This is a genomic window from Streptomyces sp. NPDC048291 (assembly GCF_043201715.1).
In the GTDB taxonomy this organism is placed as follows: Bacteria; Actinomycetota; Actinomycetes; order Streptomycetales; family Streptomycetaceae; genus Streptomyces.
In genome coordinates this window covers 563067-589294 of the sequence record NZ_JBICZC010000003.1, presented here as the reverse complement: position 1 = coordinate 589294, position 26228 = coordinate 563067, and the positions used below count along the sequence as shown (strand labels likewise).

General features: G+C 73.5%; 21 protein-coding genes and 1 pseudogene. 6 read left to right on the top strand and 16 right to left on the bottom strand.

What is annotated here, in order from left to right:
* Window positions 1–120 precede the first annotated feature (120 nt).
* Together ACGF5O_RS10145 and ACGF5O_RS10140 are read left to right on the top strand one after the other, a co-directional pair.
* On the top strand, window positions 121–594 hold the full coding sequence (locus ACGF5O_RS10145) for a rhodanese-like domain-containing protein (protein ID WP_393809436.1): 474 nt from the start codon (window positions 121–123) through the stop codon (window positions 592–594).
* A 47-nt stretch (window positions 595–641) separates the two neighbouring features.
* Window positions 642–1157, top strand: coding sequence for an immunity 21 family protein (locus ACGF5O_RS10140; RefSeq protein WP_393809435.1), 516 nt, complete (start codon window positions 642–644; stop codon window positions 1155–1157).
* Between the two features lie 7 nt (window positions 1158–1164).
* On the opposite strand, the gene ACGF5O_RS10135 is transcribed toward ACGF5O_RS10140, so the two are convergent.
* From ACGF5O_RS10135 to ACGF5O_RS10110, 6 genes are all read right to left on the bottom strand, one after another.
* The gene (locus ACGF5O_RS10135) at window positions 1165–2394 is read right to left on the bottom strand and encodes a cytochrome P450 (RefSeq protein ID WP_393809434.1); all 1230 of its coding nucleotides are present in this window, start codon (window positions 2392–2394) and stop codon (window positions 1165–1167) included.
* A 34-nt stretch (window positions 2395–2428) separates the two neighbouring features.
* Complete coding sequence (locus tag ACGF5O_RS10130) at window positions 2429–3823, bottom strand: NAD(P)/FAD-dependent oxidoreductase (protein ID WP_393809433.1); 1395 nt, start codon at window positions 3821–3823, stop codon at window positions 2429–2431.
* The gene (locus ACGF5O_RS10125; protein ID WP_351499285.1) at window positions 3810–4037 is read right to left on the bottom strand and encodes a ferredoxin; all 228 of its coding nucleotides are present in this window, start codon (window positions 4035–4037) and stop codon (window positions 3810–3812) included. The genes ACGF5O_RS10130 and ACGF5O_RS10125 overlap by 14 nt, the downstream gene beginning before the upstream one ends.
* Window positions 4038–4179: 142 nt before the next feature.
* Complete coding sequence (locus ACGF5O_RS10120; protein ID WP_393809432.1) at window positions 4180–4860, bottom strand: hypothetical protein; 681 nt, start codon at window positions 4858–4860, stop codon at window positions 4180–4182.
* A 181-nt stretch (window positions 4861–5041) separates the two neighbouring features.
* Window positions 5042–6730 carry a DUF885 domain-containing protein gene (locus ACGF5O_RS10115; protein ID WP_393809431.1) on the bottom strand — a complete coding sequence of 563 codons (1689 nt, stop codon included), beginning with the start codon at window positions 6728–6730 and terminating at the stop codon, window positions 5042–5044.
* Window positions 6731–6763: 33 nt separating this feature from the next.
* Window positions 6764–7255 carry an Lrp/AsnC family transcriptional regulator gene (locus ACGF5O_RS10110; protein ID WP_362585483.1) on the bottom strand — a complete coding sequence of 164 codons (492 nt, stop codon included), beginning with the start codon at window positions 7253–7255 and terminating at the stop codon, window positions 6764–6766.
* Between the two features lie 59 nt (window positions 7256–7314).
* Here ACGF5O_RS10110 and ACGF5O_RS10105 point away from each other — a divergent pair, with 59 nt between their 5' ends.
* Window positions 7315–8493 (top strand): trans-sulfuration enzyme family protein, encoded by a 1179-nt coding sequence (locus tag ACGF5O_RS10105; protein ID WP_393809430.1) that lies wholly within the window; start codon window positions 7315–7317, stop codon window positions 8491–8493.
* Between the two features lie 89 nt (window positions 8494–8582).
* Here ACGF5O_RS10105 and ACGF5O_RS10100 read toward each other — a convergent pair whose 3' ends face one another.
* The 5 genes from ACGF5O_RS10100 to ACGF5O_RS10080 all read right to left on the bottom strand — a co-directional run bounded on the left by ACGF5O_RS10100 (window position 8583) and on the right by ACGF5O_RS10080 (window position 17734).
* Complete coding sequence (locus ACGF5O_RS10100) at window positions 8583–10025, bottom strand: GNAT family N-acetyltransferase (protein ID WP_393809429.1); 1443 nt, start codon at window positions 10023–10025, stop codon at window positions 8583–8585.
* A 143-nt stretch (window positions 10026–10168) separates the two neighbouring features.
* On the bottom strand, window positions 10169–12901 hold the full coding sequence (locus tag ACGF5O_RS10095; protein ID WP_393809428.1) for a DUF6493 family protein: 2733 nt from the start codon (window positions 12899–12901) through the stop codon (window positions 10169–10171).
* Entirely contained in the window at window positions 12901–14352 is a 1452-nt protein-coding gene (locus tag ACGF5O_RS10090; protein ID WP_393809427.1) for an SWIM zinc finger family protein, read from the bottom strand. Before ACGF5O_RS10090 ends, ACGF5O_RS10095 begins: the two co-directional genes overlap by 1 nt.
* Before the next feature lie 163 nt (window positions 14353–14515).
* A complete protein-coding gene (locus ACGF5O_RS10085; RefSeq protein WP_393809426.1) occupies window positions 14516–16096 on the bottom strand; it encodes an alkaline phosphatase D family protein in 1581 nt (526 codons plus the stop codon).
* A gap of 207 nt (window positions 16097–16303) precedes the next feature.
* Window positions 16304–17734 carry a PLP-dependent aminotransferase family protein gene (locus ACGF5O_RS10080; protein ID WP_393809425.1) on the bottom strand — a complete coding sequence of 477 codons (1431 nt, stop codon included), beginning with the start codon at window positions 17732–17734 and terminating at the stop codon, window positions 16304–16306.
* Window positions 17735–17781: 47 nt separating this feature from the next.
* Here ACGF5O_RS10080 and ACGF5O_RS10075 point away from each other — a divergent pair.
* Window positions 17782–18669: pseudogene (locus ACGF5O_RS10075) on the top strand (DMT family transporter); the annotation flags it as partial.
* Window positions 18670–19074: 405 nt separating this feature from the next.
* Here the strand turns inward: ACGF5O_RS10075 and ACGF5O_RS10070 are convergent.
* Entirely contained in the window at window positions 19075–19905 is an 831-nt protein-coding gene (locus ACGF5O_RS10070) for an alpha/beta fold hydrolase (RefSeq protein WP_393809424.1), read from the bottom strand.
* Between the two features lie 524 nt (window positions 19906–20429).
* On the opposite strand from ACGF5O_RS10070, the gene ACGF5O_RS10065 reads away from it, so the two are divergent.
* Window positions 20430–21191: a GntR family transcriptional regulator gene (locus tag ACGF5O_RS10065; RefSeq protein WP_393809423.1), complete on the top strand. Its 762-nt coding sequence runs from the start codon at window positions 20430–20432 to the stop codon at window positions 21189–21191.
* An 87-nt stretch (window positions 21192–21278) separates the two neighbouring features.
* Here the strand turns inward: ACGF5O_RS10065 and ACGF5O_RS10060 are convergent, their stop codons facing one another.
* Complete coding sequence (locus tag ACGF5O_RS10060; RefSeq protein WP_393809422.1) at window positions 21279–22436, bottom strand: ROK family transcriptional regulator; 1158 nt, start codon at window positions 22434–22436, stop codon at window positions 21279–21281.
* Window positions 22437–23301: 865 nt separating this feature from the next.
* Between ACGF5O_RS10060 and ACGF5O_RS10055 the strand changes: the two genes are divergently transcribed.
* Window positions 23302–24357 carry a LuxR C-terminal-related transcriptional regulator gene (locus tag ACGF5O_RS10055; protein ID WP_393809421.1) on the top strand — a complete coding sequence of 352 codons (1056 nt, stop codon included), beginning with the start codon at window positions 23302–23304 and terminating at the stop codon, window positions 24355–24357.
* Between the two features lie 70 nt (window positions 24358–24427).
* Here the strand turns inward: ACGF5O_RS10055 and ACGF5O_RS10050 are convergent, their stop codons facing one another.
* The 3 genes from ACGF5O_RS10050 to ACGF5O_RS10040 form a co-directional block, all read right to left on the bottom strand.
* Window positions 24428–24982 (bottom strand): hypothetical protein, encoded by a 555-nt coding sequence (locus ACGF5O_RS10050; protein ID WP_393809420.1) that lies wholly within the window; start codon window positions 24980–24982, stop codon window positions 24428–24430.
* 304 nt (window positions 24983–25286) lie between these two features.
* Window positions 25287–25547 (bottom strand): response regulator transcription factor, encoded by a 261-nt coding sequence (locus tag ACGF5O_RS10045; RefSeq protein WP_393809419.1) that lies wholly within the window; start codon window positions 25545–25547, stop codon window positions 25287–25289.
* Window positions 25548–25689: 142 nt separating this feature from the next.
* Window positions 25690–25893, bottom strand: coding sequence for a hypothetical protein (locus ACGF5O_RS10040; RefSeq protein WP_393809418.1), 204 nt, complete (start codon window positions 25891–25893; stop codon window positions 25690–25692).
* Window positions 25894–26228: the final 335 nt, after the last annotated feature.

Sequence of the window (26228 nt, the reverse complement as noted above, 5' to 3'; positions counted from 1 at the left end):
TGATTCCCCGGCCGGACAAGGTCAGGGCCGGGGATCGCGGCTTCAGGGCACCCCGTCACCCTCGTAGATTTGCGGCCATGGAGATCCGCCGCACCGACGGCGGCCGGCGAAAGGCCTCACATGTCCGTCACCACCGACAACCCAGTCCTGCGCGTCGCCCCCGCCGCTCCCGCCGAGGCCGCCGCCCACTTCCGGGCGAGCCTCGCCTGCCACGCCGACGTCTCCGACGTGGCCGCCGCCCTGGCCGCCGACGGCGACCCCGGTTTCGCCGTCCTGGACTCCCGCTCCACCGAGTCCTGGGACCAGGGCCACATCCCCGGAGCCGTCCACCTGCCCACCGCGCTCATCGCCGAGCAGGCGGCCGGGCTCCTCGACAGGGCGCGGCCCGTGGTGACGTACTGCTGGGGTCCCGGCTGCAACGGCGCGACCCGCGCCGCCCTCGCGCTGGCCGAACTCGGCTACCAGGTCAAGGAGATGCTCGGCGGATTCGAGTACTGGGTGCGTGAGGGCCTTGAGTTCGAGACCTGGCAGGGCCGCGAACGCCGCGCCCCGGACCCGCTGACCGCACCCGTCGAGGGCGACTGCGGTTGCTGATTCCCGGAGGCGAACCTGTGCCGTCGCTGTCCGTGTAGGTTCACCCCATGACTCGATATGCGGATCCAGGCGCGGTGGAGTGGGTGGAGTCGGGCGGCGGCCCGCTGGTGGCGGTCCCGGAGACGGTCCTGCCGTTCTGGGCCGGCGCCGACAGCGAGGACCTGGCCACCGACTACGACCGGGCCTGCGAGGTCGACGGTTACGTCGGCCTGCTCCCGGTCGGGGACAGCACCGCCCTGGTCCTCGGCGACGAACCCGCCTCGACGTCGTTCCTGCCGGACCACGGCACCTTCGTACGGTGGTCCGCCGCCAACTCGGAGGAGGAGCTCCTGGCGCAGGTGCCCGCCGCCCTCGACACCGCCGCGTGGGAGAGCGAGATCCGCTGGCAGGTCCCCGGCCCGGTCGTCCTGTTCGACTCCGCCTGGCCGGGGGACGAGGCCGAGGGCGGCGACCGTCTGCGGGTCCCGCTGGAGCCCGGCACCTACGCGGTGCGCGCCGCCTACACCAGGCCCGGCCCGGAAACCTGGCTGGGCCTAGTCCAGTTGCGCAGGCTCTCTTCCTGACGGACCGTCACTTCACCCCGTCGACCGCGATGTTGAGGTGGCGCGGGCCGCGCAGCACCGCGTTCGGGCGGTAGGGCGGCGGATCCTCGACGAGGCGCGGGTTGTCGAGCCGGCGGGCCAGCTGGGCCAGCGCGATCTGGGCCTCCAGACGGGCCAGCGGGGCGCCGAAGCAGCTGTGGATGCCGCTGCCGAAGCCGAGGTGCTGGATGTCCTGCCGGTCCGGGTCGAAGCGGTCGGGATCGGTGAACCGATGCGGGTCCCGGTTGCCGGCGGCAAGCATCAGCCAGATCCGCGACCCCTTGGGAATGGTCACCCCGTGCACCTCCAGGTCGGCGATGCAGGTGCGCTGCGGGAGCAGCTGCACCGGCGGCTCGTAGCGCAGCAGCTCCTCCACGATCCGCACCGACAGCCCCGGGTCGTCGCGCAGCCGCTCCAGGTACTGCGGGTGGCGCAGCAGCGTCAGCATGCCGTTGGTGATGAGGTTGACCGTCGTCTCGTGGCCGGCGATGAGCAGCAGCACCGAGGTGCTGAGCACCTCCATGGTCGTCATGGCGCCGTCCGGGCCGTGACTGTGCACCAGGTCGGAGAGCATGTCGTCGCGCGGCTCCTTGGCGCGCTGCTCCACCAGCCCGTTCAGGTACATCCCGAGCTGGAGCCGGGCCTCCTGCGCGGTCTTCGCGGAGTCGTCGGCCGTGCGGCTGTCGGGGTCGAGACCGGCCACGATCGGGTCGACCCAGGCCCGGAACCTCGGCTCGTCCTCGCGCGGCACGCCGAGCAGCCGGCAGATGACGGTGACCGGGAACGGGTAGGCGACCTGGTCGACCAGGTCGATCTCCCGGGCGTCCCCGAGGCCGTCGATCAGCTCGGTGACGATCTCCTCCAGCCGGCCCCGCATGCCGTCGATCCGGCGCGGCTGGTGCGGCGGCCCGAAGGAGCTGTTGGCGATCCGGCGCAGCCGGTCGTGCTCCGGCGGGTCGAGCCGGATGAAGCTCGGCGGCAGCCCCGTCGCCTCCGGTCCGGACAGCTCGTCGTCCCCGCCCACGGTCACGTTGGACTCGTCGGAGCTGATCCGCGGATCGTGCAGCAGGGCCTCGATGTCGTGGTAGGTGCTGATGAGGTAGGGGCCGTCCTCCTCCTCGTGCAGCACCGGCGTCTTGCGGAGCTCCTCGTACAGCGGGTACGGGTCGGCGCGGTTCGCGAAGTCGGTGATCCGGTGCAACATCGAGGTCTGCGTCATGACAGTTCCTTGGAGCGTCGGGGCCGGGTCGCGGTCAGTGGCGGGCGGGGTGGAAGACCAGCTGCGTGTCGGTCGGCGAGTAGCCGCTGAGCGTCACCATGGGGCCGTGCGTGGGCAGCGCCGGGTCCGGGAAGTCCGCGTCGACCGGCACCCGCCCCTCGGGACGGCGGTCCACGGTCGGGAACTCCACCGGGAACGGCCCGGCCTTCTCGATCTGCCGCTGGTAGAACTCCAGCCACCGCGTGTTGTCGAAGCTCACCGCGGCGATCGTCCGGCCCTTGTAGCCGTACACCCCGACGAACCGGCGCTCGGCCAGCGAACCCTGGGTGATCATGATCTGCTCGCCCATCGGCGGCACCCCGACCGACTTGATGTTCACCCCGAACTGCGACGACCAGAACGCCGGCACCCACAGGTGCGGCCTGCGCTCGGCGCTCGGGCTGATCATGTTGTGCGCGGCGGTCTCGGCCTGGGCGACCGCGTTGCCCCAGTGCTCAAGGGAGAGGAACTGGTAGCCGAACAGCGCGTGCGGGGACCGGGCGACATCGCCGGCGACGAAGACGTCGTCGGTGACGATGCCCCGGAAGTCGAAGGCACGGCAGCCCGCGTCGCAGGCGATGCCCCGCGGGCCCGCGCCGAGACCGGAACCGGCCAGCCAGTCGGTGTTGCGGGTCGCGCCGAGCGACACGATCACCACGTCCGCCTCGACGATCGACTCGTCGGACAGGTGGACCGCCCGCACCCGCCCGGCCGGGTCGCCCTCCAGCGCGGTGACCTGGACGCCGGTGCGCAGGTCCACCCCGTTCTCGCGGTGCATCTCGGCCGCCACCGCGCCGATCACCCCGCCCAGGGCGCCCACCAGCGGCGCGCCCGCGCGTTCCGCGACGGTGACCGCGATGCCCTGCTCCCGGCAGGCCGAGGCGATCTCCGACCCGGTGAACCCGGCGCCGATCACGAACACCCGGCGCGGCCCGGCCTTCAGCCGCCGCAGCAGCGCCGCCGCGTCGTCCCGGGTACGCAGCGTGAACACGCCCTCCAGACGGGCCTCGTCCTCCTTGGGCCAGGGCCGGGCCCGCACCCCGGTCGCGATCAGCAGCCGGTCGTACTCGACCTCGTCGCCGTCGGCCAGCCGGACCCGCTTGGCCTCGACGTCGAGACCCGTGGCGGCGACGCCCAGCCGCCACTTCGCGTCGATCTCCCAGCGGTGCGGCAGCGCCGTGTGGTTCGGGACCGCCCTGCCGAGCAGCACCGCCTTGGACAGCGGCGGCCGGTCGTAGGGCTCGTACGGCTCGTCGCCGATCATGGTGAGTTCGCCGGTGAACCCCTCGGCGCGCAGCGTCTCGGCGCCCCGCAGCCCGGCCAGCGAGGCGCCCACGACCACGATCCGGCCCTCGCGGCGCAGCCAGTCGAGGTAGTCAGTGGGCGGCATCGGAGGCCCCTCCCGCGAATCCGTCCAGGCCGTCGGCGGTGATCGCCTGCACCGGGCAGGCGGCCACGGCGCGCGCCACCCGCTCCCGGTGCTCCTGCTCGGCCTGCGGGTTGTAGACGAGGGATTCCTCGCCGTGCATGGCGAAGACGTCCGGGGCGAGGAACGCGCACTGCGCGTATCCCTGACATCTGTTGAGGTCGACGACAAGGCGCATCATGGCTCCGCCCTTCCGGTGGCCAGGTCCGGTGCGTACCGCGGTCCGTCGTTCCAGTCGTGGACGGCGGAGAACTCCCGCACGCCAGCATGGGAGCCCGCTCCCGCCGCCGCGCGCCGGGGCCCGCCGATCGGGTGAGCCCTCAGGCCGCCGGGGGCGTCGGGGCCGCGGCGGCACGGCGGAAGCCCGCCACGACGATGTGCACGCTGAGCAGCAGCGACCAGGCCGGGAACACCAGCTCGGCCCAGGGCACGGCGGACGACACGAACAGCAGGACCACGGTGGTGAGGAAGCCCAGCAGGGTGAGCCAGCGCGGCAGGATGCGCAGGCGGTGCCCGATCACCGAGGCGGAACAGGTGTAGACGGCCGCCATCCGCATCGCGTACCCGGTCATCAGCGTGTACGCGAGATGCTGGCCGAAGTCCCAGGTGGGCCGGGAGGGTGAGGTGCCCGCGGGGTGAGCGGTGTCGAGCACGGCCGAGGCAACCGCGGCGGCGGCGAACATCATCGCCGTGAAGACCAGGCCGCTGCCGAGGAAGACGGTGGCCATGAACCGGTCCTCGGCGTCGCCGACGTGCGAGCGGACGGCGCCGACGAACCACAGGAAGAAGATGCCGGCGAACGGCACCAGCAGGAGGGCCGCGTGGAGGGCGCTGCGCCGGGTGGGATCCGGCTGCTGGGCGGTGACCGCGTCGGCGCCCTGCGGAATGGCCAGCCGGATCAGCACCATGGCGGCCGCGAGCAGCAGCGCGAAGACGATCCCGGCCGCTCCCGCGGCGCGTGGGGTCTGCAACGGCTCCCTCGGCTGCGTGGAGGTCTGCATCCGCGGCTCGCTTCCTGTGTCCGGTGGCCCCCGCCACCAGCAAGCCCGCCGGCTCCGGCCGCCGCCACCGGAGTGCCCCCGAACGGCAGACCGCGCGGCCCCGGACCAGGCCGCCGCCGGCGCCCACCGGCGGTGGGCGCCCGCCCGGTGCCGCCGCCCGGTCAGGGGCGGGTCCGTGCCGTCACAGCTGCGACAGCTCGTCCACCAGGTCGTCCAGGCCCAGTGAGCCCTGGGAGAGGGCCGCCATGTGCCAGGACTTGAGGTCGAAGCCGGCGCCCCGCCGCTCCCGGGCCCGCTCCCGGCCCAGCAGCCAGGCCCGCTCGCCCAGCTTGTAGCCGATGGCCTGCCCCGGCATGGACAGGTAGCGGGTCAGCTCGCTCTCCACGAAGTCCGCGGGCCGGCTGCTGTGCGAGCCGAAGAACTCCTGCGCCAGCGCGGGCGTCCAGCGCTCCCCGGGGTGGAAGGGGGAGTCGTCCGGGATCGTCAGCTCCAGGTGCATGCCGATGTCGATGATGACCCGCGCGGCCCGCATCATCTGCGCGTCCAGATAGCCGAGGCGGCGCTCCGGGTCGGTGAGGAAGCCCAGTTCGTCCATCAGCCGCTCCGCGTACAGCGCCCAGCCCTCGGCGTTGGCGCTGACCATGCCCACGCTGGCCTGGTAGCGGGAGAGGTCCTCGGCGACGTGCTTCCACTGCGCCAGCTGGAGGTGGTGGCCGGGCACGCCCTCGTGGTACCAGGTCGACACCAGGTCGTAGACCGGGAAACGGGTCTGGCCCATGGTCGGCAGCCAGGTGATGCCCGGGCGCGTGAAGTCGTCCGACGGCGGCGTGTAGTACGGAGCCGCCGCGCTGCCGGGCGGAGCGATCCGGGACTCGACCAGGCGCACCCGCTCGGCCAGGTCGAAGTGGGTGCCGTCCAGCTTCTCGATGGCCTCGTCCATCACGGACTGCAGCCAGCCGCGCACCTCGTCGACGCCCTCGATGTGGGTGCCCTGCTCGTCCAGGTGCGCCAGCGCCACCCACGGCGTGGCCGCGCCGGGCAGGATCTTCTCGGCCTCGGCCTTCATCTCGCCGAGCAGCCGGTGGTACTCGGACCAGCCGTACGCGTACGCCTCGTCCAGATCGAGGTCGGTGCCGTTGAAGTAGCGCACCCAGCGGGCGTACCGTTCCCGGCCCACCACGTCCGGCGTGCCCTCGATCGCGGGCGCGTACACGTCCCGCATCCAGTCGCGCAGTGCCAGCACGGCCTCGGTGGCGGCGCGGGCCGCCTCGTCCAGTCCGGTGCGCAGCGCCTCCGGCCCGCCCGCCGCGAACTGCTCGAACCAGCCCTTGCCGTCGCCCGTGTCGGCCCACTGGCCGAGCTGCCCGACGAAGGTCGCGGTGGCGCGCGGACCGGCGTACAGCTTCCGCTCCAGGCCGAGTTCGAGGGACTGCCGGTAGCCCTCCAGCGCGGCCGGCACCGCACGCAGCCGCTCGGCGACCGCCGCCCAGTCCTCCTCGGTGGCGGTGGGCGTCACCGTGAACACCTGGCGGACCGCGTGTGCCGCGGAGCTCAGGTTGCTGACCGAACGCAGGCTCTCGTCGGCCTCGTGCACGGCGAGGGAGGCGGTGAGCCGCTCGCGCAGCAGGCGCGCGCAGCGACGCTCGATGTCACTGTCCGCACCGGGCTGCCGCTCGGCCGCGTCGAGTTTCGCGAGTGTCTCGCGCTGGAGCCGGGCGAGCGCCTCCGCGCCGGCCGGCGACGTGTCGGGCAGCCGGCCCGAGCTCTCCTTGTCGCCGAGGAAGGTACCGGTGATCGGATCGAGGGCGATGAGCTCGTCGACGAAGGTGTCGGCGACCTGACGGGGCAGCGGGTTGCTGGTCTGTGACATGCCGTCCATCCTCGTACGACGGACCGCCGCGCGTCACGGGGATTGCGGCGACGGCACCGGCGGAAGCAGCGGCCCGCACTCCCATTTCTGGAAGATCAGCCGGGTCTCCACCCGGGCCACCTCCCGATGGGCCGTGAACTCGTCCAGGACGAGCCGCTGCAGGTCCGTCATGTCCGCCACGGCCACATGCACGAGATAGTCGTCGGGACCGGTCAGGTGGAACACCGTCCGCGACTCCGGCAGCGCCCGGATCCGCTCCACGAACGGTCCCACCAACTCCCGCCGGTGCGGCCTGACCTGCACCGACAGCAGTGCCTCCAGACCGCGCCCGAGCTTGGCCGGATCCAGCTGGAGCCGGTGCCCGAGGATCACCCCGGAGCGGCGCAGCCGGGTCACCCGGTCCAGACAGGTCGACGGCGCCACGCCCACCTGGGCGGCGAGGTCGCGGTAGGTGGTCCGGGCGTCGTTCTGAAGCAGCCGCAGCAGATGCAGATCGACCGGATCCAGTACGACGGAATCAGCCATCGGCCGAACGTAGCACGGCATTCACCCCACTGGCCCCGTCGGATGTTCACCCTGCGGCCATGGACTCAGCGAGCACCTACGACGACCCGGCGGCCCTGCGCGGCCACGTCTCCCGCACACCGCGCGCCCTGGCCACCGAGGCCGTGCACGCCGGCCGCGACGACCTCGCCCGGCAGGGCCTGCACGCCCCGCCGATCGACCTGTCCACCACCTACCCGTCGTACGACAGCCGCGCCGAGGCCGCCCGCATCGACGCCTTCGCCACCGACGGCGCGGACCCGGCCGGACCGCCGGTCTACGGGCGCCTCGGCAACCCGACGGTCGCCCGCTTCGAGACCGCCCTGGCCCGCCTCGAAGGCACCGCGTCCGCCGTCGCCTTCGCCAGCGGCATGGCAGCCCTGACCGCCGTCCTCCTCGCCCGCGCCGCCACCGGCCTGCGCCATGTCGTCGCCGTACGGCCCCTCTACGGCTGCAGCGACCATCTCCTCACCGCCGGCCTCCTCGGCACCGAGGTCACCTGGACCGACCCGGCCGGGATCACCGACGCGCTGCGCCCCGACACCGGCCTGGTGCTGGTCGAGTCCCCGGCCAACCCGACCCTCGCCGAACTCGACCTGCGGGCCGTCGCCCACGCCTGCGGCACCGTGCCGCTGCTCGCCGACAACACCTTCGCCACTCCCGTGCTGCAACGCCCCGCCGCACACGGCGCACGCCTCGTCCTGCACAGCGCCACCAAGTACCTCGGCGGCCACGGCGACGTCATGGCCGGGGTCGTCGCCTGCGACGAGGAGTTCGCCGGACAGCTCCGGAAGATACGGTTCGCCACCGGCGGCGTCCTGCACCCGCTCGCCGGCTACCTGCTGCTGCGCGGCCTCGCCACGCTCCCGGTACGGGTCCGCGCCGCCTCCGCCACCGCCGCCGAACTGGCCCGCCGCCTCACCGCCGCCCCACGCGTCGCCCGCGTCCACTACCCGCGGCTGGGCGGCGCGATGATCGCCTTCGAGGTGTACGACGACCCGCACGAGGTCATCTCCCGGGTACGGCTGATCACCCCGGCCGTCAGCCTCGGCAGCGTCGACACCCTCATCCAGCACCCGGCCTCCATCAGCCACCGCGTCGTCGACGAGGCAGACCGCCACGGCGCCGGCGTGAGCGACGGACTGCTGCGCCTGTCCGTGGGCCTGGAGGACGCGGACGACCTGTGGGCGGACCTGGACGGGGCACTGGGGTCGCTGTAGCGCCCCGTCAGCTGTGGCGCACCGCAAGGGGCGCGGGGAACTGCGCGACCAGCCCCCACGCCCCCGCGGCCGCCGAACGACCACGGGCCCTACGGCGCTTCGGCGTTGTTCCCCGACTCACCCGCACCGGAAAGCCACCCCGCGGCAGTCACGGCATTCTCCGTCTCCGCCGCAAGCCGCGCCGTGATCACCAGCGTCCCCTCCTCGATCTGGTAGTCCAATGGCAACCCCAGCGCCCGCATCGCCGCCACCATCCCCGTGTTGGACGCCTGCGTCACCGCGTACACGCTCTCGCAGCCCGCCTCGACGGCCATCCGCACCAGCCGCCCCAGCAGTTCGCCGCCGATGCCGCGCCGCTGCCAGTCGTCCTCGACGAGCAGCGCCACCTCGGTCTCGTCCCCGTCCCACAGCAGGTGCCCGAGGCCGACGATCCGGCCCGACGCGGTCTGCACGGCCAGCGTCCTGCCGAAGCGGGGGCTGAGCAGGTGGTTCAGGTACCGATCCGCGTCCCCGACCGGCCCGTGGTAGCGGAGCGCGAGGGTCCGCGTGGAGCAGCGCTCGTGCATCGCCCTCGCCGCCTCCAGGTCGCCGGTGTCGGCCCGGCGGACCGTGATCTCGCTGCCCGCGGGCAGCGAGATCACGTCCTGGCTGCGCGGGATGCGCGGCCCGAGCCGGGCGTCCAGCTCCACCAGCGCCCGCGCCCGCGCGAACTCGGTCGGTGTGAACGGGAGATACGGCCGTTCCACGGTGATCACTCCCCCCTCCGGCGCACGCAGCCGCATCACGGTGTCCTCCAGCGCCCCCTCGACGGGAACCGACTCGGGGCTCCGGGCCCCGCCGACCGGGTGGGCGGGGAGCGAGCGGATCGTGCACCTCCCCAACAACTGCCGGAGGGCCAGCGGAAGTTCCGCCGCGTCCAGAGCGGTGCGGGTGGCCAGTCCCAGCACCCGGGTCGGCGCGTCCACCAGATCGTGTGCGTCGGCCCGCTCGATCCAGGTGTCCGTGCCCCCGGCCAGCGCGACCGCCCGGGTGATCTCACCGGCGATCAGCTCGCCCGGGGCCCGCAGCAGGAACTCGTCCACCGTGCCGTCGCCCAGCGGATGCGTCTGCAGGCTCAGGATGTCCACGCGGTGCCCGGCGAGCGCGGCGCACAGCGCCGCCAGCGAACCCGGCTCGTCGCGCACCGTCGTCCGCAGCCGCCACAGCGTGCTCGCCCGGTCGCCGGTTCCCGAGGCGTCCGCGCCGGCCCCGGCCCGCCGTGTCTCGGTGACGGCCGGCCGGGCGCCGGTATCGGTATCGGTCACCGGAGGTGCGTGACCTGGGCGCCTGGCCCACCAGACGTGGAAGCCGGCCGTCGCCGCCAGCACCAGCGCCGAGATCACCAGCAGTGCCGGTCCGTCGGGCCCGTGCCCGACCAGGTTCGCCACCCCGTCGGCCACCGCGACCGCGGTGAACAGGGCGGCGAGCTCGACGACGTCCCGTCGCCAGTGGTGCACGGGGCGTCCGTTCCGCGCGCGTGTCACATCAGACATGTCTCGATTCATGCAGCCACTGTGAAGCAACGGTGTTGCGTGATCACGAACGCTCTGTGACCGACGGGTAAAGCATGCTTACGTTCCTTTTGTGATGTTTCTCGTGGTGTCGAGGTTCGTGAAATGACCGAATCCTGACCCTGTCAGGCGGCTTCCGCCACGGCCAGGGCGTCCCGCAGCCGACGCGCCTGGACCGCCAGCCGGGACGAGCCGCGCCGGGCCGCCGCCCCGGACAGATGCGGCAGCTCACCCCGGGCCCCGGACCGCTCGGCGCAGTCGGCGGCGATCGAGAGCAGCTCCCCGAGCCCACGGACCGCGCCCGAGGCGCCCGCGGTCCCTGCGGTCTCGGCGCTTCCCGTGCTTCCCGTGCTTCCCGCGCTTCCCGCGGTCGCGAGGTCGGCGAGCAGCACGGGCAGGGTGTGCCGGAGCATCTCCCATATCGTGGCGTTCGCCCCCGTGGCCACCGCCGTCCGGGCCGATTCGGCCAGCCGCAGCGGCTTCACCGCACCGCGCCGCACCAACTGGCCGAGATCGGCGCCCAGCCGCTCGGCGTCGAGCTGACCGCGCGCGGCGAGCACCAGCAGCGCGTCCACCGCGGCCAGCCGGTCCTCCGGATGCCGCGCGCCCAGCCCGTACGCCACGCACAGGTGCGTGCTCTCGCCGGCCGGTCCGCCGGACTCGGCGAGCAGCGGCAGGGCGGCGGCCATGCCCCTCCCGTCGTCCAGGGCGGCCTCGGAGACGTCGTGCACCAGCCGTACGGCGACGAGTTCCCGCAGCTCCGGGAGTGTGGCCAGCCAGTGCCGGTGGTTCTCCTGGCCCCAGTGGTAGCAGTACCGGACCGCGTCGGACACCGTGAACGGCCGGCCCAGCCGCCGGAACGCCTCGGGGAAGTCCGCCAGGAGTTCCCGGACCTCGCCGGACTCGACCAGGACGCGCGGACCCGATGTCCGGCGGCCGTTGCCGGACGGGGCGGGCGCCCCGGCGGAGAGCCGGCGGGCGAGTCGCTCGCCCTCCGGCGTGCCGAGCGCGCTCGCGCGTCCGGCGGCGGCCAGGGCGGCCGTACGGTCCTCGCGCCGGACCCGCAACAGGGCCTGGGCGAAGTCGGCCTCGCCCACCCGGGCGCCGAGGCGACGGTAGGCGTCGAGCCGGTCGACGAGTTCGGCCGGCTCCAGGAGCCCGGTGCTCCACGACGGAGTGGCCAGCAGCAGCGGCTGCGGGTCCGTGCGTATCCGGTGGGCCAGTTCACGCAGCCGGACGTCCAGGACGCGGGAGAACCCGTGGCGCGCGCAATCGTGGTCGGCCGGGCCGCTCCGCAGCCCGGCGAGCAGGGTGGCCGTGCTCACGGCCCCGTACAGCGTGGCCAGGACCAGTTCGAGGCCGCCCTCGGCGGTGAGGAGACCGCGCCGGGTATGGCCGAAGCGCTCCTCGCACTGCTGCCGGCGATGCGGCTCGGGCTCCCACCACCAGCGGGTGGCCGCCACCGGTTCGAGGGCCTCCCGCAGCGCGTCCTGGTCGCGGTGCGCGTGCCGGGCCAGACCGTCCAGCGCCCGCTCGAACGCGGCCACGTCCTCGTCCGCGTCCGCGGCCAGCAGGGCCGACACCTCCTCGGCGAGTGCCGCGGCGGAATCCGGCGCGGCCGGGAGCCGGAGCGGCTCCGGAGGCGGCGGCAGCATCTCCTCGTACGCCTCGGGCGCCGCCGCGGGCGCGATGCCCGGAACGGCGGCCGCCCGCATCCGCAGGGCGGGGCTCAACCGCTCGGCCGCGACGGCGATCTCGGACCGGACCGCCCCGGACCGGGCCGCGGGCTCGTCGTCGAGCCGCTTCGCGTGCCGCTCCACCAGCTTCAGCGCCCGCTCCTGCATCTGGGTGTCCTCGTGCCCGAACGCCTGGGCCACGGCCGGCAGCAGCTCCGCCGCCGCGGACGCGTCGCGGGCGAGCACCTTGCCGAGCAGCACCAACTGAGCGCGCACCAGCTTCTTCTCGGCGCGGAACAGCAGCCCTTCGGAGGCCTCGGCCAGTTGCCGAGGGGTGAGACCGCCGTCCAGCGCGAGGCCGGCCAGGACCGACTGGGCGTGGGCGGCGACCGGGGAGACGGCGTCCCTCGCCAGGGCCGTCCAGTCGGCGACGCGCTCGCGCACCTCGTCCCTGGTGAGGGCGAGCAGGCCCAGCAGCGGCAGGAAGACCCGGTGGTCGGTGGGGCCGCCGCCGCGCAACAGGCGGGCCACGCAGGCGTCGACCACGGTCTTGCGCTCCAGCACGCCGGCGCCGGTCAGCTCCGCGAGGGCGCTCTGCCAGGAACCGGGACCCTCGCCGAACAGCCAGCGGATCTCACCGAGATCGGAGAGCTCGAACAGGCCCGTCACGAGCGGCGCGAGGTCGGGCTCGGCGCGCAGCCGGTCGACGAGGGAGACCCGTCCCCAGCTGTGGCCGATGTGGCGGACCCAGCCGACCACATAGGCGTCCGTCACCGGGACCTCGCACCCGGAACGCCGGACCAGTCCCGCCATCAGCAGGAACGGCACGTCCGCGGAGACCGGCCGCGCGGCCAGCCGCCGTGCCACGTCGGCCTGCCAGCCGGTGTCCCGGTCCGCCAGCACCTTCAGCAGCATGTCGGCCGGGGCCTGCCGCCACCGCATGTCGGCCCCGGCGATCCAGGCCGCGGCCGCCGCGGCCCCCGAGTGGCACATGGCCCCGGCCACCTGGAGCGCCGGATAACCGCGCTCGGGCCGGGTCTCCCAGGGAGCGGCCCGCAGCTCCTTGCGCAGGGCCTGCAACTCGGGCAGCAGCACCCGTCGTTCGGCATCCGACAGCTTCCGCACCAGGAGAGCCGTCTCCCCGGTGCGCCCCGCCCGTACCGCCTCAAGCACCGCGTTCATCACGCACCCCCGCCGATCTCCGCCATGTCCTGTCCCGCCATGTCCTGTCCCGCCGTGTTCTGCCCTGCCGTGTCCTGCCCCGGCGCGGCTCCCCGTCGCACCATCCGCACCGCCAGCGCGTGCTTGCACGGACCGCGCCCGCCCCGGTACTTCGCCCACCACAGGCAACTGCAGCTCAGCACCCCCGCCGTGTCCCGCACCCGGTGCACATGACCGTCCTCGGCCGTCACCGTGGACAGCTCGCCGGCCAGGGCCACCGCACCCGCGGCCACCAGCGCCCGGGCCGACCGCAGCCGGGGGTTGTGCCGCTCCACGCGCCCCGCGTCGTAGGGCAGTTCGCGGTGGAAGTAGGCGGCCTCCGCCGTGTCGTAGCCGACCCGACCCGAGGTGCCGAGACGGACCAGGGCCGCCCGGACGCGGTCCGCGGTGAGCCCGGAGGAGGCGGCCAGGTCGGCGACGTCGACACGGGGCTCCCAGGCCAGCAGGACCGCGATCAGCTCCGCGTCCTCGGCGGCCTCGCCGGTGGCGAGCGCGTCCAGCACACCGCCCTCGCCCGAGAACCCCCGGGCCGCGTCCGGCGACAGGGTCAGCGTGAGCCGCATGCCCCGCAGCACCACCTCCCAGGCGGCGGCCGTACCGGAGGCGGCCGGGGCACCCTGCGGGCCGTAGACGCGCAGGGCCGTCGCATGGCGCAGCACCCGCTGCAGCGCGGCCAGCCGCTCCGGTCCCGGCAGGCACACCGCGCCCGGCACCGGCCGGGTCGTCGGCCGCAGCCCCCGGCCCACCGGTACCACCCAGCCGGGACCCGCCGCACCCCGGCGCCCGGTGCCGCCCCGGGGGAGCGAGCGCAGGAACCGCACCGCCTCGTCCGCCGGCAGCTCGGCCCGCAGATCGAACCCGGCGGCCACGACCTGCGCCTCCGCGAAGCCGCGCAGCCAGCGGTCCGGCAGCGGGACCTTCTTCTCCACCACCGGGCCGTCCAGCGTGGTGACCGCCAACTCCTCGGGGCCGACCCGCAGATGGAGCGGATCGTCCGAGCCGAGCCGGGAGAGCGCCTCGCGCAGCGGGTTGTTGACGTCGACGTTCGTCGTGCCCTGGCCCACCTCGCCGCCGTCCAGTCCCGGGCCGAGGACGTCCAGCCGGGCGTACACCCCGCCGCAGCCGGAGAAGGACTCGAAGCGCAGCCGGTCGCCGTTGCCCGTCACCACCGGGTCCAGCGAGGCGCGCAGCTGCGGCTGGTAGTACCGCGCCGCCGCCACGTCGGCCACCGCGAGCAGCCCGGCCGCGGCCACCTGAGGGGAGGTCAGGAAGCCCGCGAAGAACCGCGGATGGTCCTCGACCCCGGTGGGTGTCGCACCCCGGGAGGTCTCGAGGCCGAGGTGGCGGCCGTCGGCGCCGGAGCGCAGCACGGAGGGTTGGCGATAGGCCACGGCCTGTGAAGATCGCGTCATGGGAAAAACCGTAGAGGCGACCACTGACAATCGCTCTGAACTGCGAAAACCTGCTACGGGAGGGCGAGTTCCCGGCGGCGGGGAACGACGTGCCGAACGATACGGCAGGGCCGCGCACCGGGGGATGACGCCGGTGCGCGGCCCTGCCGAAAGCGTACGGGAGTTACTGGCCGACCCGGCCCGGCTTCAGGGTCCGCGTGAACAGCACGGTGCCGTCGTACTCGCGCAGACGCACCGTCAACTCGCCGCTGTCACCGTCGATGTCGACCTCGCCGAAGAACTGGTAGCCCTCGGCGGGTGACACGTTCGAGGCGGTCGGCGCCTTGACGAACACCCGGTCGGGTCCGAAGGTGCCGTCCAGCGCGCTGGCCGGGAAGGCACCGGCGTTCAGCGGGCCGGAGACGAACTCCCAGAACGGCGCGAAGTCCTTGAACGCGGCCCGCGACGGGTCGTAGTGCTGGGCCGAGGTGTGGTGGACGTCGGCGGTCAGCCACACCGTGCCGGTGATCTTCCGGTGCTTGATGTACCGCAGCAGCTCTGCGATCTGCAGCTCACGGCCGAGCGGCGCGCCCGGGTCGCCCTGGGCGACGGCCTCGAAGTTCGCCTTGCCCTCGACCGGGTCGGGCACGACAAGACCGATCGGCATGTCCGCGGCGATCACCTTCCACACCGCCCGCGACCGGGACAGCTCGCGCTTGAGCCACGCCAGCTGCTCGGCGCCCAGGATGCCCTGCGGGTCGGTGGTCTGGTCATCGGGCGAGTTGGCGTTGCGGTAGGTCCGCATGTCCAGCACGAACACGTCGAGGAGCGGGCCGTGGTGGTGGACGCGGTAGATCCGGCCGTCGGGACGGCCGCTGATCGTGGAGATCGGGAAGTACTCGGAGAACGCCTGCCGCGAGCGCACCGCCATGTCGTCCAGCCTGGTGCCGGCCGGGTAGGCGGTGCCGGTGCCGATGACCTCGCCCGGGTACCAGTTGTTGCGGACCTCGTGGTCGTCCCACTGGATGACGTTCGGCACCTGGGCGTTGAACCGGCGCAGCGCCTGGTCCAGCAGGTTGTAGCGGAAGTTGCCGCGGAAGTCGTCGAGGGTGACCGCGACGTGCGACTTCGCCTCGGAGGTGACGTTGCGGTACAGGCTGCCGTCGGGCAGCGCCTGGGCCGCCGAGATCACGCCGTCGGCGTAGATGTTGTCACCGCTGCACAGGAAGAAGTCCGGGTCCAGCTTGGCCATCGCGTCGAAGATGCGGTAGCCGCCGATGGACTCGTTGATGCCCCAGCCCTGTCCGGCCAGGTCGCCGGACCACAGGAACTTGACGCCCTGGCGGCGGCGCGCGGACGCGGTGCGGAAGGTGCCGGTGACCGGCTCGCCGGTGCGGCGCGGGTCGTCGGGGTCGGCGAGCCGCACCCGGTAGTGGATCTGCTCGCCGGAGGGCAGCCCGCGCAGCCGCGTGGTGCCGGTGAAGTCGCTGTCCGCGCCGAGCAGCGGGCCGTGCCAGCTGCGGGCGTTGCGGAACGACTCGGTGGCCGAGGTCTCCACGATCATCCGGGCCGGCCGGTCCGAACGGACCCACACCAGGCCGGAGTCGGCGGTCACGTCGCCCGCCTGGACGCCCCAGTCCGCCCGGGGACGCCCGGACAGTGCGAACGCCGGCGCGGAACCGAGCGCCGTGGGCAGGGTCAGGGCCGCCGACGCGGCGAGCGAGCCGCGCAGCACGCTGCGGCGGCCAGGGAGCGAAAAGGACATGGAAGGGCCTCCAGAACGGGAACCGGCCAGTGGTGCACAGCCACAACTACTGGGGCGCCGCAGCGCACACGCAAACCGCGAGTGAACAACTGACCGGCGCCGCAAGCGCTGTCCCTCCGTGGGGCGGCCGTCGTCCGCCCGGCGGCCGTCCCGTGGCCGTCCCGGCCCGACCGGCGCGTCGTCGCCCCGGAGCCGGTCGTGCCGCGGTCACCCGTCGAGTGCCGCCGCCATCAGCCGCACGCCCTCCCGGATCCGCGCCGCCGGCAGATGCGCGTACCCCAGCACCAGCCGTACGGCGGACTCGTCGCCCCGCGCGTGTGCGCACGCGCTCAGCGGACGCACGGCGACTCCGGCTGCCGCCGCCTGCCGCACGAAACGGCTCTCCGGCCCGTACCGCTCGGGCAGTTCGGCGATGGCGTGCAGCCCGGCCGCGATCCCCGACACACGTGCGTGCGGGAAGTGCTCGGCCAGGGCGGCGACCAGGACGTCCCGCCGCTCCCGGTAGGCGCGCTGGCAGCGGCGCAGCTGCCGGTCGTAGTCGCCCCGCTCCAGGAACCGGGCGAACACCGCCTGGTCGACGGAAGGATGCCCCAGGTCCATGGTCCGCTTGCGGTCGACGACGGCGTCCGCAAGGAACTCCGGTACCAGCAGCCAGCCCAGCCGCAGCCCGGGGGCGAGGGACTTGCTGACCGACCCCGCGTACGCCACCCGTTCCGGATCGAGGCCCTGGAGGGCGCCGACCGGGGCCCGGTCGTAGCGGAAGTCGCCGTCGTAGTCGTCCTCCAGGAGCAGCCCGTCCACCGAGCGGGCCCACTCCAGCAGTTGGGCTCGGCGCCCGGGGGAGCAGGCGATCCCGGTCGGGTACTGGTGGGCGGGCGTCGTCACCGCCGCGCGGACGCCGGACGCGTGCAGCGGGCCGGGTGCCAGGCCCTCGCCGTCCAGGGGCAGCGGTACCGGGCGCAGCCCGGCCGCCGCGTACAGGCCGTCGTGCTGCGGGCTGCCGGGGTCCTCCACGCCGATCTCGCGCAGCCCGCGCGCGTGCAGCACGGAACCGAGCAGGGCCGCCGCCTGCGCCACTCCGGCGACGACCACGATCCGCTCCGGGTCGGCGACCACGCCCCGCCGCCGGGCCAGCAGCTCGGCGAGGGCCGAGCGCAGCCGGGGCAGTCCGCGCGGGTCCGGATAGCCGAGGTCGTGGTGCGGCAGCTCCGCCAGCACCTCGCGCTGGGCGCCGGCCCAGGCGGCGCGCGGGAACAGGGACAGGTCCGGCGACCCCGGCACGAAGTCCACCCGCACGCCGCGCGGGCGCGGCGCGAGGTCACGCGCGCGTGGCGCCGCCGCCCGCACGGCACCGCCCACCCAGGTCCCGGCCCCCCGTCCGCTGCGCAGGTAGCCCTCCGCGGCCAGCTGCTCGTACGCCTCCGTGACCAGCCCCCGCGACACTCCGAGGTCCTTGGCCAGCTCCCTGCTCGACGGCAGCCGGGTGCCGGGCGCGAGCCGCCCCGCTCGGATCGCCTCCCGCAGCGCGCCCTGGAGGAAACGCCCACGCGCGCGTGCCGGTGCCGAGGCGGCCGGCAGCAACAGCTCCCACGCGGCGGAGCCCGGCAGGCCGCCCGGATTGGTCCCCGATGACGTCATGGAAGTGGACCTTAATCCGGGCCGCCCGGGTTCCTAGCGTCGTCCTCATGAACGCGACCACCACGCGCGGCTCCCTGCTGACCGCGCTCGCCTACGTGCTCGTCGGCGCCTCCTTCACCGCCAACAGCGTGCTGGGCCACTACCCCTACGCGGGCGGCCAGTTCCTCCGCTACGGACTGGCCTGCCTGCTGCTGGTGCCGTTCGTCGGGCGGGGCGCGGCCGGGCGGCTGCGCGGGCTCGGGGCGCGCGGGTGGCTGCGGGCGGCCCTGCTCGCCGCCGTCGGGATGGTCGGCTTCAACCTCGTGATCCTCGCCGCCGAGCGCACCGCGGAACCGGCGGTCCCGGGCGTCCTCGTCGGCTGCGCACCGGTGGTGGTCGCGGTCCTGGTCCCGCTCCTCGCCGGCCGTCGGCCCCGGCGCCGGGTGCTGTACGGGGCGTCGCTGGTCGCGGTCGGCGCCTTCGCGGTCCAGGGCTGGGGGCGGACGGACGTGCGCGGTCTCGCCTTCTCGGTGTGCGCGCTGGCCGGTGAGGTCGGGTTCGCGGTCCTCGCGGGACCGGTGCTGCGGGTGCTCGGACCACGGCTGCTGACCGCCACCGTGTGCGGACTCGCCGCGGCCGAGGCGGCGGTGACCGGGGCCGTGCTCGACGGTGGGGCGTGGCTGCGCCGGCCCGGCGCCACGGAGACGGCCGCGCTGCTGTGGCAGGCGGCCGTCGTCACCGTCGTCGGTTTCGTGTGCTGGTACATGGGCGTGCAGCGGATCGGCACGGAGCGCGCGACGCTCTTCACCGGCCTCGTCCCGCTCACCGCCGTCTGCACCGCCCCGCTCGTCGGAACGGGTTCCTACGGTCCCGCGCAGGCCGTCGGCGGTGCCCTGGTGGGTGCCGGGGTCGCCCTGGGCGCGGGCGCCCTGCGACGGCCCGGCCACCGGTCGGCGACGACCGCCGTGCGGCCCCGCGGGGGGCCCTCCGGCACCGGCTTCCGGTCGGGGGCCGACCGTACTCAAGCTGACCGTACTCAAGCTGACCGTACTCAAGCTGACCGTACTGAGGCCGACGGTACTGAGGCCGACGGTACTGAGGCCGACGGTACTGAGGCCGGCCGGACTCAGGTGGGCGGTGCCCCTGCCTGCCGAGCCGCGGGCCCGTCGCCGGTGGCCGGCGCTCCGACCCGCCTCTACGGCGGTCGTACCTCGGCCGCCCCGGCCCCGCACCGCACGGTGCCGTCGGCGGGGCGGCGCGGGCCCGCGGACGCGGACGTGAACCCGGACGTGAACGTGGACGTGGACGCGGACATGGACGCGGATGTGGACACGAACACGGCACCGGCGCCCGGCCGTGCGTCAGCGGCTGCCGTCGAGGACGACGCGGGCGACCAGCGCCGGGTCGTCGTTCATCGGGCAGTGTCCGCAGCCGGGCAGCCGGACCAGCCGGGCCTTGGGGATGATCTGCTTGGCCCGCACCCCCTGGCGGCGCACCAGCAGCATGTCCCTGGTGCCCCAGCCCACGGTGACCGGGATGCCGGGGACGTCGTCGGTGAACTGGACGGCGGAACCCGCCCGCAGGGTCTCGGCGAATCCGCCGGCCCGGGCGAGGGCCAGCGTCTCGGCGACCACGGCCTCGGGTGAACGGCGCGCCGGACGGGCGTAGATGGTGCTGGTCAGGGCGGCCCGCCCGGCGGCCGACCGGGACAGCCGCTCGATCAGCGGGAGCGGCAGCCGCTCCGCGATCCGCCGCATGGCGATGAGCACACCGAAGGCATAGCGCCGCTCGGCCTGGGTCCAGAACCCGGCGGGGGAGAGCGCGGTCACGGACCGTACGAGCTTCTCGCGGCCCAGCTCCAGCGCCAGCAGCCCGCCGAGCGAGTTGCCCGCCACGTGCGGCCGGTCCAGCTCCAGGGTCTCGAACAGGGCACCGAGCACGGCGTTGGTGGTCGGCAGGTCGTAGGCGAGGCCGGCCGGAAGGGCAGGGGAGGCGCCGAAGCCGGGCAGGTCCACGGCGATCACGTCCCGCTCGGTCGCGAGGATGTCCACCACGGGGTCCCAGGCCTGCCGGTGATGCCCTATGCCGTGGATGAGGACCAGCGGTTCGCCGCGGCCCACGCGCGCGTACGAGACGGTCACATCCTGACGGCCGAGCGCGGCCGGGGCTTTGAAGGAGACGGTGGCGGACATGGGGGCTCCTCGTCTGGCGACTTCGGCGGACGCCGTAGACAGCTTGTCAGCAATTGCTACTCGCGGGTAGTCCCCGGTGGGGCGTGTCGTGCGCCGGTCCGCCCCGTCAACGCACCCCGGATGGCTCCGGATTGAAATCGGGATACCGCGCCCGCCTCCCGGAGGCACCGCGGCGGCCACCTCCGCGGGCGGGCCACCGGACCCCGGCGGTCCCGGATCATTCTGGGCCGACGGTGTCCGGTACACCGCGATTCCGCTCTGACGTGCGGGAACGTGTCGGACGCCACCCTGGTCGGGTCGCTTGCCGAGGGGTGGCGGGAGCTGTGCCGCCATGTCACGAAAACGCACCCGCGCGAACGCCTCGTGAACGCTCTGTGGCACCGCTTTCTATGCGTTGGCCAAGGGATCGAGGATTGGTCTTGACCAAGGGTCTGCGCCGCCCTATGGTCGCAGATAAGTAAAACAACCTTTAATAAACAAGGGCGTTAAAACGCCGCCGGACCACGGCGATTGCGGAGGACAGGGTGGGGACCACGCAGCTGGAATCGGTGCCGGAACCGAAGTACTGGCATCTCAAGACCGTGCTCAGTGAGGCACTGGACTCGGAGTTCTCGGTCGGCGAGATCCTGCCCAACGAGCGCGACCTCGCCGCCCGCTTCGGCGTGGCCCGCGCCACCCTCCGCCAGGCTCTCGAACAGCTCGAACTGGAGGGCCGGCTGCAGCGTCGCCGCGGTGTCGGTACGACGGTCGCGCCCCCGCGCATGGGCGTGGCGGTCGGCACCGACCAGCACGCCTGGCCGGGCGCCACCGGGGACGCCTGGCAGCCCGCCGACTGCACCCTCGCGGTGCCGCCCGCCGCCGTCGCGGCCGCCCTGGAGACCGGTGCGGAGGAGCCCGTGCACATCGTGCGCCGCTCCCGTGTCTCGCACGGCCAGCCCGTCGCCGCCGAGCTGCTCTACATCCCGGCGGCCTCGGTCCCGGAGCTGACGGCGATCGACGCGCCGTCCGGAGCGCCCCGCGCGCGTGCGGTGCTGCGCGAGCTGCAGCACCTGGAGCTGGAGGGCCAGGACCGCGCCGTGGAGCTCGGCTCGGCCCGCGCGGACGACGCCAAGGAACTCGACCGTCTCCCCGGCGCCCCGGTGCTGGTCGTCACCACCCGGTTCCTCGCCGCCGGCCGCACCGCCGCGCTCTCCGTCGCCACCTACCGGGCGGACACCTGCCGGCTGACCTTCGGCGACACCGGCGGCGTGGAGATCCACCACGGCCCCGAGCAGCAGGCCTCCTAGCCGCCGCGCCGAGCCGGATCGCGCCCCGGGGATCTCCTCCGGGGCGCGACGCGTTCACCGACTCGGCCGCTCGGTCTGTTCGGCCGCTCAGCGGCGCGCGGTGACCGTCCCGTCCACCGCGAACAGCTGTTCCTCCACATGATCGAGGGCGAGCCGCAGCGCGCCCGTCGCCACCGCCGCCTCGCCGAGCAGCGAGAGAGCCACCCGGGGCGGCCGCAGACAGTAACGGGCGAGCTCCCGGCGCAGTGGCTCCAGGACGCCGTCAAGCCCGGCCGCCCAGCCGCCGATCACCACCAGTTCCGGGTCCAGCGCCAGCACCAGCGCGGCCACGTCGTGCACCAGCCGCTGGATGAACCGGTCGACGGCCGCCCGCGCCCGCGCGTCACCCTTGCGGGCCAGCGCGAACACCTCGGCGACGGCCTGCTCGTCCAGCGGATGCAGCGGCTCGTCGGTGGTGGACAGCAGCGTCTCCGGGGTCACCTCCCGGCCCAGCAGATGCAGCGCGCCGATCTCCCCGGCAGCCCCGCCGTACCCCCGGTGCAGCCGCCCGCCGATCAGCGATCCGGCGCCCGGACTCAGCCCGGCCATCACCATCACCACGTCGTCGGACTCGGTGGCGGCGCCCTTCCAGTGCTCGGCCACGGCCGCCGCGTTGGCGTCGTTCTCCACCAGGACCGGACACTTGAAGGACCGGCTCAGCCGTTCGCCGAGCCGCAGCCCCGTCCACTCGGGCAGCGCGGTGCCCAGCCGCACCCGGCCGTCCGCCTCGACGATGCCGGGGGTGCCGACCCCGACGGCCCGCAGCGAACTGCGCGCCACCCCGGCCCGGCGCAGAAGCTCGGCGACGGCGGTGCGCAGCCGCTCCAGCCGCTCGTCCGCGTCGGCCGTCTCGTCGACCTCCTTGGCCTGCGCCCCCAGTATCCGGCCGTCCAGGTCGGCCAGGAGCGCGGCGACGCGGTGCGGGCCGATCTCGAGGCCCAGCAGATGCCCGGCCTCGGCCCGGAACCGGAACCGCCGGGCCGGCCGCCCCTGTCGCCGGGCGGCGCCCTCCTCGGCCGCCGTCTCGACGACCAGTCCGGCCTCGATGAGCCCCTCGACGACTCCCTCGACGGTCGGCCGGGACAGCCCGGTCACCCGGGTGACCTCGGTGAGCGTCGCGCAGTCGGTGGCCCGCAACGCATGCAGTACCACTGCGGAATTGATCCTTCGCAGCAGAGACGGATCACCGCCGGTCAATCCCGCCAAGGTCCGTCCTCCCAGCTTGCCCCGCACGTTGGCCGGATCGTACTTCGCCCCCGACGACCCCGGCGAGTGCCGGACGCCTCCGATCTGCCGGAGATCCACGATCGGCGGGGCGGGACCGCGACCGACCGCGACCGGCCGGCCCGGCTCCGGACGCACCCCCCGTGCACGGCTCGTGGAATCCCCCGACGTGCCACGTCCGCCTCGCCCGGATCGGCTGACTTCGGTCGGTCGCCACGTCGACCCGGCAGGGCGGGGCGCGGTGGCCCGCACGTGCCGCGGCGCGCCGAGCGGCTCCGATTGTCATGTCACCTTGCCTACCAGGACGCTATGGTTGTCTCTGCCCAGCGAGGGACTGGTTGCGGCACGAGGACCGCCGGTGAGGACCGGTGGCGGTGTGTCGTCCGGGGGTGGGTTTGGCGACTTGTGAGGCCGGTCGGGCTGCGCTGGAGGAGCGTCCCGTATGTCTCCCATGCGGTCGGCCGTATCGTGCGGTGCCGGGCCTGAGGGTCCTCGCCGACGTCGCGGTGAACACTCGTCGGATTATCGGCCCGTCTGGTGCACGCGGGCCGACCTGGGGAACGGATGCGATGAACACACGACACCTTCTCGACCCCGGCGGAGGAGACGCCTTGCCACCCACGACCGTCGCCGGCCGGTTCGGCTCGGCGCGAGATGCCTCCTGCCCACACAGAGGCCGCGGAGGTCACGCGGTACCGGAACGCGCCGGTCAGGGCCGGGCGAATCGATTCCCCGAGGGCTGTCCGAGTCATCTCCCCTTCACCACGTCATCGCCGCGCCGCGTACCGGCCCGGGGGACGTTCGGCGGCGTGTCCCGCGTTCCCGCGTTACTTGTCACGGAGAGGGGATGACGTTGAGGCAGGAGGCCAAGAGCCAGCCTTTCGGTGTGGGCGACCGACTCGGCGCCGAGGAGGTGGCCGTCTACCGGTGGCTCGCCCTGCGCCGGCAGTTCGACCTCTCCCGGATGGCCGCGGAACTCGCGCTCGACGAAGCCACGGTGACGCGCGCCGTCGACGCTCTCCTCCAAGTGGGCCTGCTCCAGCGCCACGCGGAGGACGACCAGGTGATGCGGGCGGTCGACCCGCATCTTGCCGCCGCCGTGGCCACCGCCCCGCTGGAGAGGGTCATACGCGAGCAGCAGATCTCGCTGCGCGCCTTCCGCGACCAGTTCACCCAGCTCTCCTCGCACTACGAGGAGGCGCAGCGTGCCACCCCCGCGCCCCTCGACACCATCCCGGCTCTGACCGAGGTACGGGTCGCCCTGGACCGGGCGGCCGAGCTGTGCCGCGAGGAGATGATCACCGTCCAGCCGGGCGGCACGCGGGCACCCGAAGTCCTCAAGGACGCGCTGGCCAGGGACGGCGAGATGCTCGCCCGCGGGGTGCGGATCCGGACCCTCTACCACCACACCGCGCGGTTCAACAGCCCCAGCCAGGCGTACGTCGCCATGGCCACCGCCCTCGGAGCCGAGTACCGCACCGCCCACCAGCTCTTCGGCCGGATGATCGTGTTCGACCGTGAACTGGCCTTCCTGCCCGACCACAAGGGGACGTGGGGCGCGGTCGTCATCCGTGAACCGTCGGTCGTGCACTTCCTGTGCGAGCTGTTCGAGCACGCGTGGACGGAGGCCCAGCCGTTCTCCGACGCGGCCACCGACGGACTTGAAGCCGTTGCCAAGGACCTTGACCGCACCATCCTGAGGCTTCTCGCAACCGGGCGGAAGGACGAGACGATCGCCCGGCGCCTCGGCATGTCGCTGCGCACCACACGGAAACACATCGCGGACATCATGCAGACCCTCGGGGCGGAGAGCCGATTCCAGGCCGGTTTCGCGGTGGCCACCAGGGGGCTGCTGGGCGACGACCCGGACGACGAGAGCGCCGACGTCCCGCAGGACGAGTAGTCCGGCCCCGCGAACAGGCCGACGGCGGGGCTAGCTTGATGGCCCGTCAGCCCGTCAGCCCGTCAGCCCTTCAGTCCGTCTCGCCCAGGAGGAGTTCCAGCAGGACCGTCGGCGTGTGGACGTCCAGCAGAGCGTAGGCGTGGTCGCGGGGCACGAAGAGTGTCCCGCCCGCGCGAAGGCGCAGATCCACGGTGCTGCCCGGGATGCCGTCCGTGCGGGTGAGCCTGCATCGGCACGCGCCTTCGAGCACGGTGACGATGTACTCGACCGTGCTCGACGCCTGTTGTTCGCCGACCGACATGGAGTGCATGAACCGGAAGGACGGGCGGACCCGGAGCTCCAGCAGCGCGCCGAGCGCCGACGCCAGCAGCAGCGGCTCCGCCTCCTCTCCCGGGGTCCCGGGCTCCTGCGGACATTCGTCGGTCCGAGGCGGCGCCGCGTCGGAGGCGTAGGGCCAGCGCTCCTGGTGATAGGCGAGCCGCGCGATGCGCAGCAGCTCCGGTAACGTCTCGGAGTCCTCGGGCCACAGCAGTGCCGGTCCCCTGTCCCCGTTCGTCGCGACGCACAGCGCCAACTCCTGGACAAAGGACTCGAGCGGCTTCACCAGCCGTCTGGGCTCAGGCACAGCTCTGACTCTCCGATCTCGCGTCGGCCCGATCCCTGGTGAGGGGCTTGTGGGCACCGTCGAGTCGGCTTCGTCTGTTCGCTTCCTCCGGGACCCAGATGTCCCGCTGCCGTCCGACGGCGGTGTGAGAGGCATCGTGGCGTTCGTGCCGCGAAACATGTAGTCACGTGTTTCCGCCACACAGGGGGCTGAACGGGGGAAGGGGACGGCGTCACACGACCGCCCGGTGGGGCCGACGGCCGGTCTCTGTACGTGACCGTCGGCCCCACCGGGCGGTTGCGCCCCACGCCTGAGGGGTTGTCGTCTAGTCCGGTTCCTGGCCCCGGTCCCTGTCCTGGTCCTCGGCCACGGCGATGGCGAGACGCAGCAGACCGACCCGGCTCCGGGCCCCCGACTTCTCCCGGATCCTGCGCAGATAGGTGTCGACGGTGTGCGGGCTCAGGTCCATTCGGCGTGCGATGGACGTGTAGGTGAGGCCGTCGGCGAGATGCCGCAGGACCTCACGCTCGCGCACGCTCAGTGAGGTCAGAGCTTCGGCAGCCGTCGGCGGTCGACGTGTGTCCATTCCGTTTTCCTCGTCGCAGGAGAACCCTGACGTGGGCCGGTCCGCCCCCGGCGGAAGGGCGGATTGGTCCTTTCTCGGGTGGTGCGGGGAACCTCCGCGCGGAAGGTCCTGCCGGCCACGTGGAGCGCTCCACGTGGCCGGCTCAGCCCCAGCCGCTGTCGTCCGTCGGGTTGGCCGTGGGCAGGTGGTCCAGCGCGACAGGAGGTTCCACACTGCCCCAGCCGCTGTCGCCGGCGACTACTACGCCGACCACGGACTGAACGGTTGAGCTCTGCGCGCCGGATATGGCGCCGAGGGCGAGCAGCGCGACTGCGATCACTGTGGTGACGGGACGGCTGACTATCACGGTTGCTCCTGTTTGGTAGCGATAAGTGCGGAGTTTTCCGGTTGTGATCCCCGCTGCTTCAAGGTTCTCCAGTGCGCGACTCGCTGACCATGGGGGAAGGTGCTCACCAAACTGTCCGGCAGCAAAGACGAACGGGTAGCGAAAAGAGCGAAGTGGAGGAAACGGGTGTGAACAGCCTGTGCGGAGAGGCGTAGTTCGAAAGGATTCGAGCCGGGAGACGTGGACCCAGAGGGTCGCGGCAGTCTTGATCGGCGACCGGCGACCGGCGACCGGCGACCGGCGACCGGCGACCGGCGACCGGCGAGGGGGTCGAGCGGGTCCGGGTCAGGCCCCGA

Excerpts from the sequence above, each read along its gene's own strand:
- ACGF5O_RS10145 (WP_393809436.1), top strand. The coding sequence starts at position 121 with ATGTCCGTCACCACCGACAACCCAGTCCTGCGCGTCGCCCCCGCCGCT.
- ACGF5O_RS10140 (WP_393809435.1), top strand. The coding sequence starts at position 642 with ATGACTCGATATGCGGATCCAGGCGCGGTGGAGTGGGTGGAGTCGGGC.
- ACGF5O_RS10135 (WP_393809434.1), bottom strand. The coding sequence starts at position 2,394 with ATGACGCAGACCTCGATGTTGCACCGGATCACCGACTTCGCGAACCGC.
- ACGF5O_RS10130 (WP_393809433.1), bottom strand. The coding sequence starts at position 3,823 with ATGCCGCCCACTGACTACCTCGACTGGCTGCGCCGCGAGGGCCGGATC.
- ACGF5O_RS10125 (WP_351499285.1), bottom strand. The coding sequence starts at position 4,037 with ATGCGCCTTGTCGTCGACCTCAACAGATGTCAGGGATACGCGCAGTGC.
- ACGF5O_RS10120 (WP_393809432.1), bottom strand. The coding sequence starts at position 4,860 with ATGCAGACCTCCACGCAGCCGAGGGAGCCGTTGCAGACCCCACGCGCC.
- ACGF5O_RS10115 (WP_393809431.1), bottom strand. The coding sequence starts at position 6,730 with ATGTCACAGACCAGCAACCCGCTGCCCCGTCAGGTCGCCGACACCTTC.
- ACGF5O_RS10110 (WP_362585483.1), bottom strand. The coding sequence starts at position 7,255 with ATGGCTGATTCCGTCGTACTGGATCCGGTCGATCTGCATCTGCTGCGG.
- ACGF5O_RS10105 (WP_393809430.1), top strand. The coding sequence starts at position 7,315 with ATGGACTCAGCGAGCACCTACGACGACCCGGCGGCCCTGCGCGGCCAC.
- ACGF5O_RS10100 (WP_393809429.1), bottom strand. The coding sequence starts at position 10,025 with ATGTCTGATGTGACACGCGCGCGGAACGGACGCCCCGTGCACCACTGG.
- ACGF5O_RS10095 (WP_393809428.1), bottom strand. The coding sequence starts at position 12,901 with ATGAACGCGGTGCTTGAGGCGGTACGGGCGGGGCGCACCGGGGAGACG.
- ACGF5O_RS10090 (WP_393809427.1), bottom strand. The coding sequence starts at position 14,352 with ATGACGCGATCTTCACAGGCCGTGGCCTATCGCCAACCCTCCGTGCTG.
- ACGF5O_RS10085 (WP_393809426.1), bottom strand. The coding sequence starts at position 16,096 with ATGTCCTTTTCGCTCCCTGGCCGCCGCAGCGTGCTGCGCGGCTCGCTC.
- ACGF5O_RS10080 (WP_393809425.1), bottom strand. The coding sequence starts at position 17,734 with ATGACGTCATCGGGGACCAATCCGGGCGGCCTGCCGGGCTCCGCCGCG.
- ACGF5O_RS10070 (WP_393809424.1), bottom strand. The coding sequence starts at position 19,905 with ATGTCCGCCACCGTCTCCTTCAAAGCCCCGGCCGCGCTCGGCCGTCAG.
- ACGF5O_RS10055 (WP_393809421.1), top strand. The coding sequence starts at position 23,302 with ATGACGTTGAGGCAGGAGGCCAAGAGCCAGCCTTTCGGTGTGGGCGAC.
- ACGF5O_RS10045 (WP_393809419.1), bottom strand. The coding sequence starts at position 25,547 with ATGGACACACGTCGACCGCCGACGGCTGCCGAAGCTCTGACCTCACTG.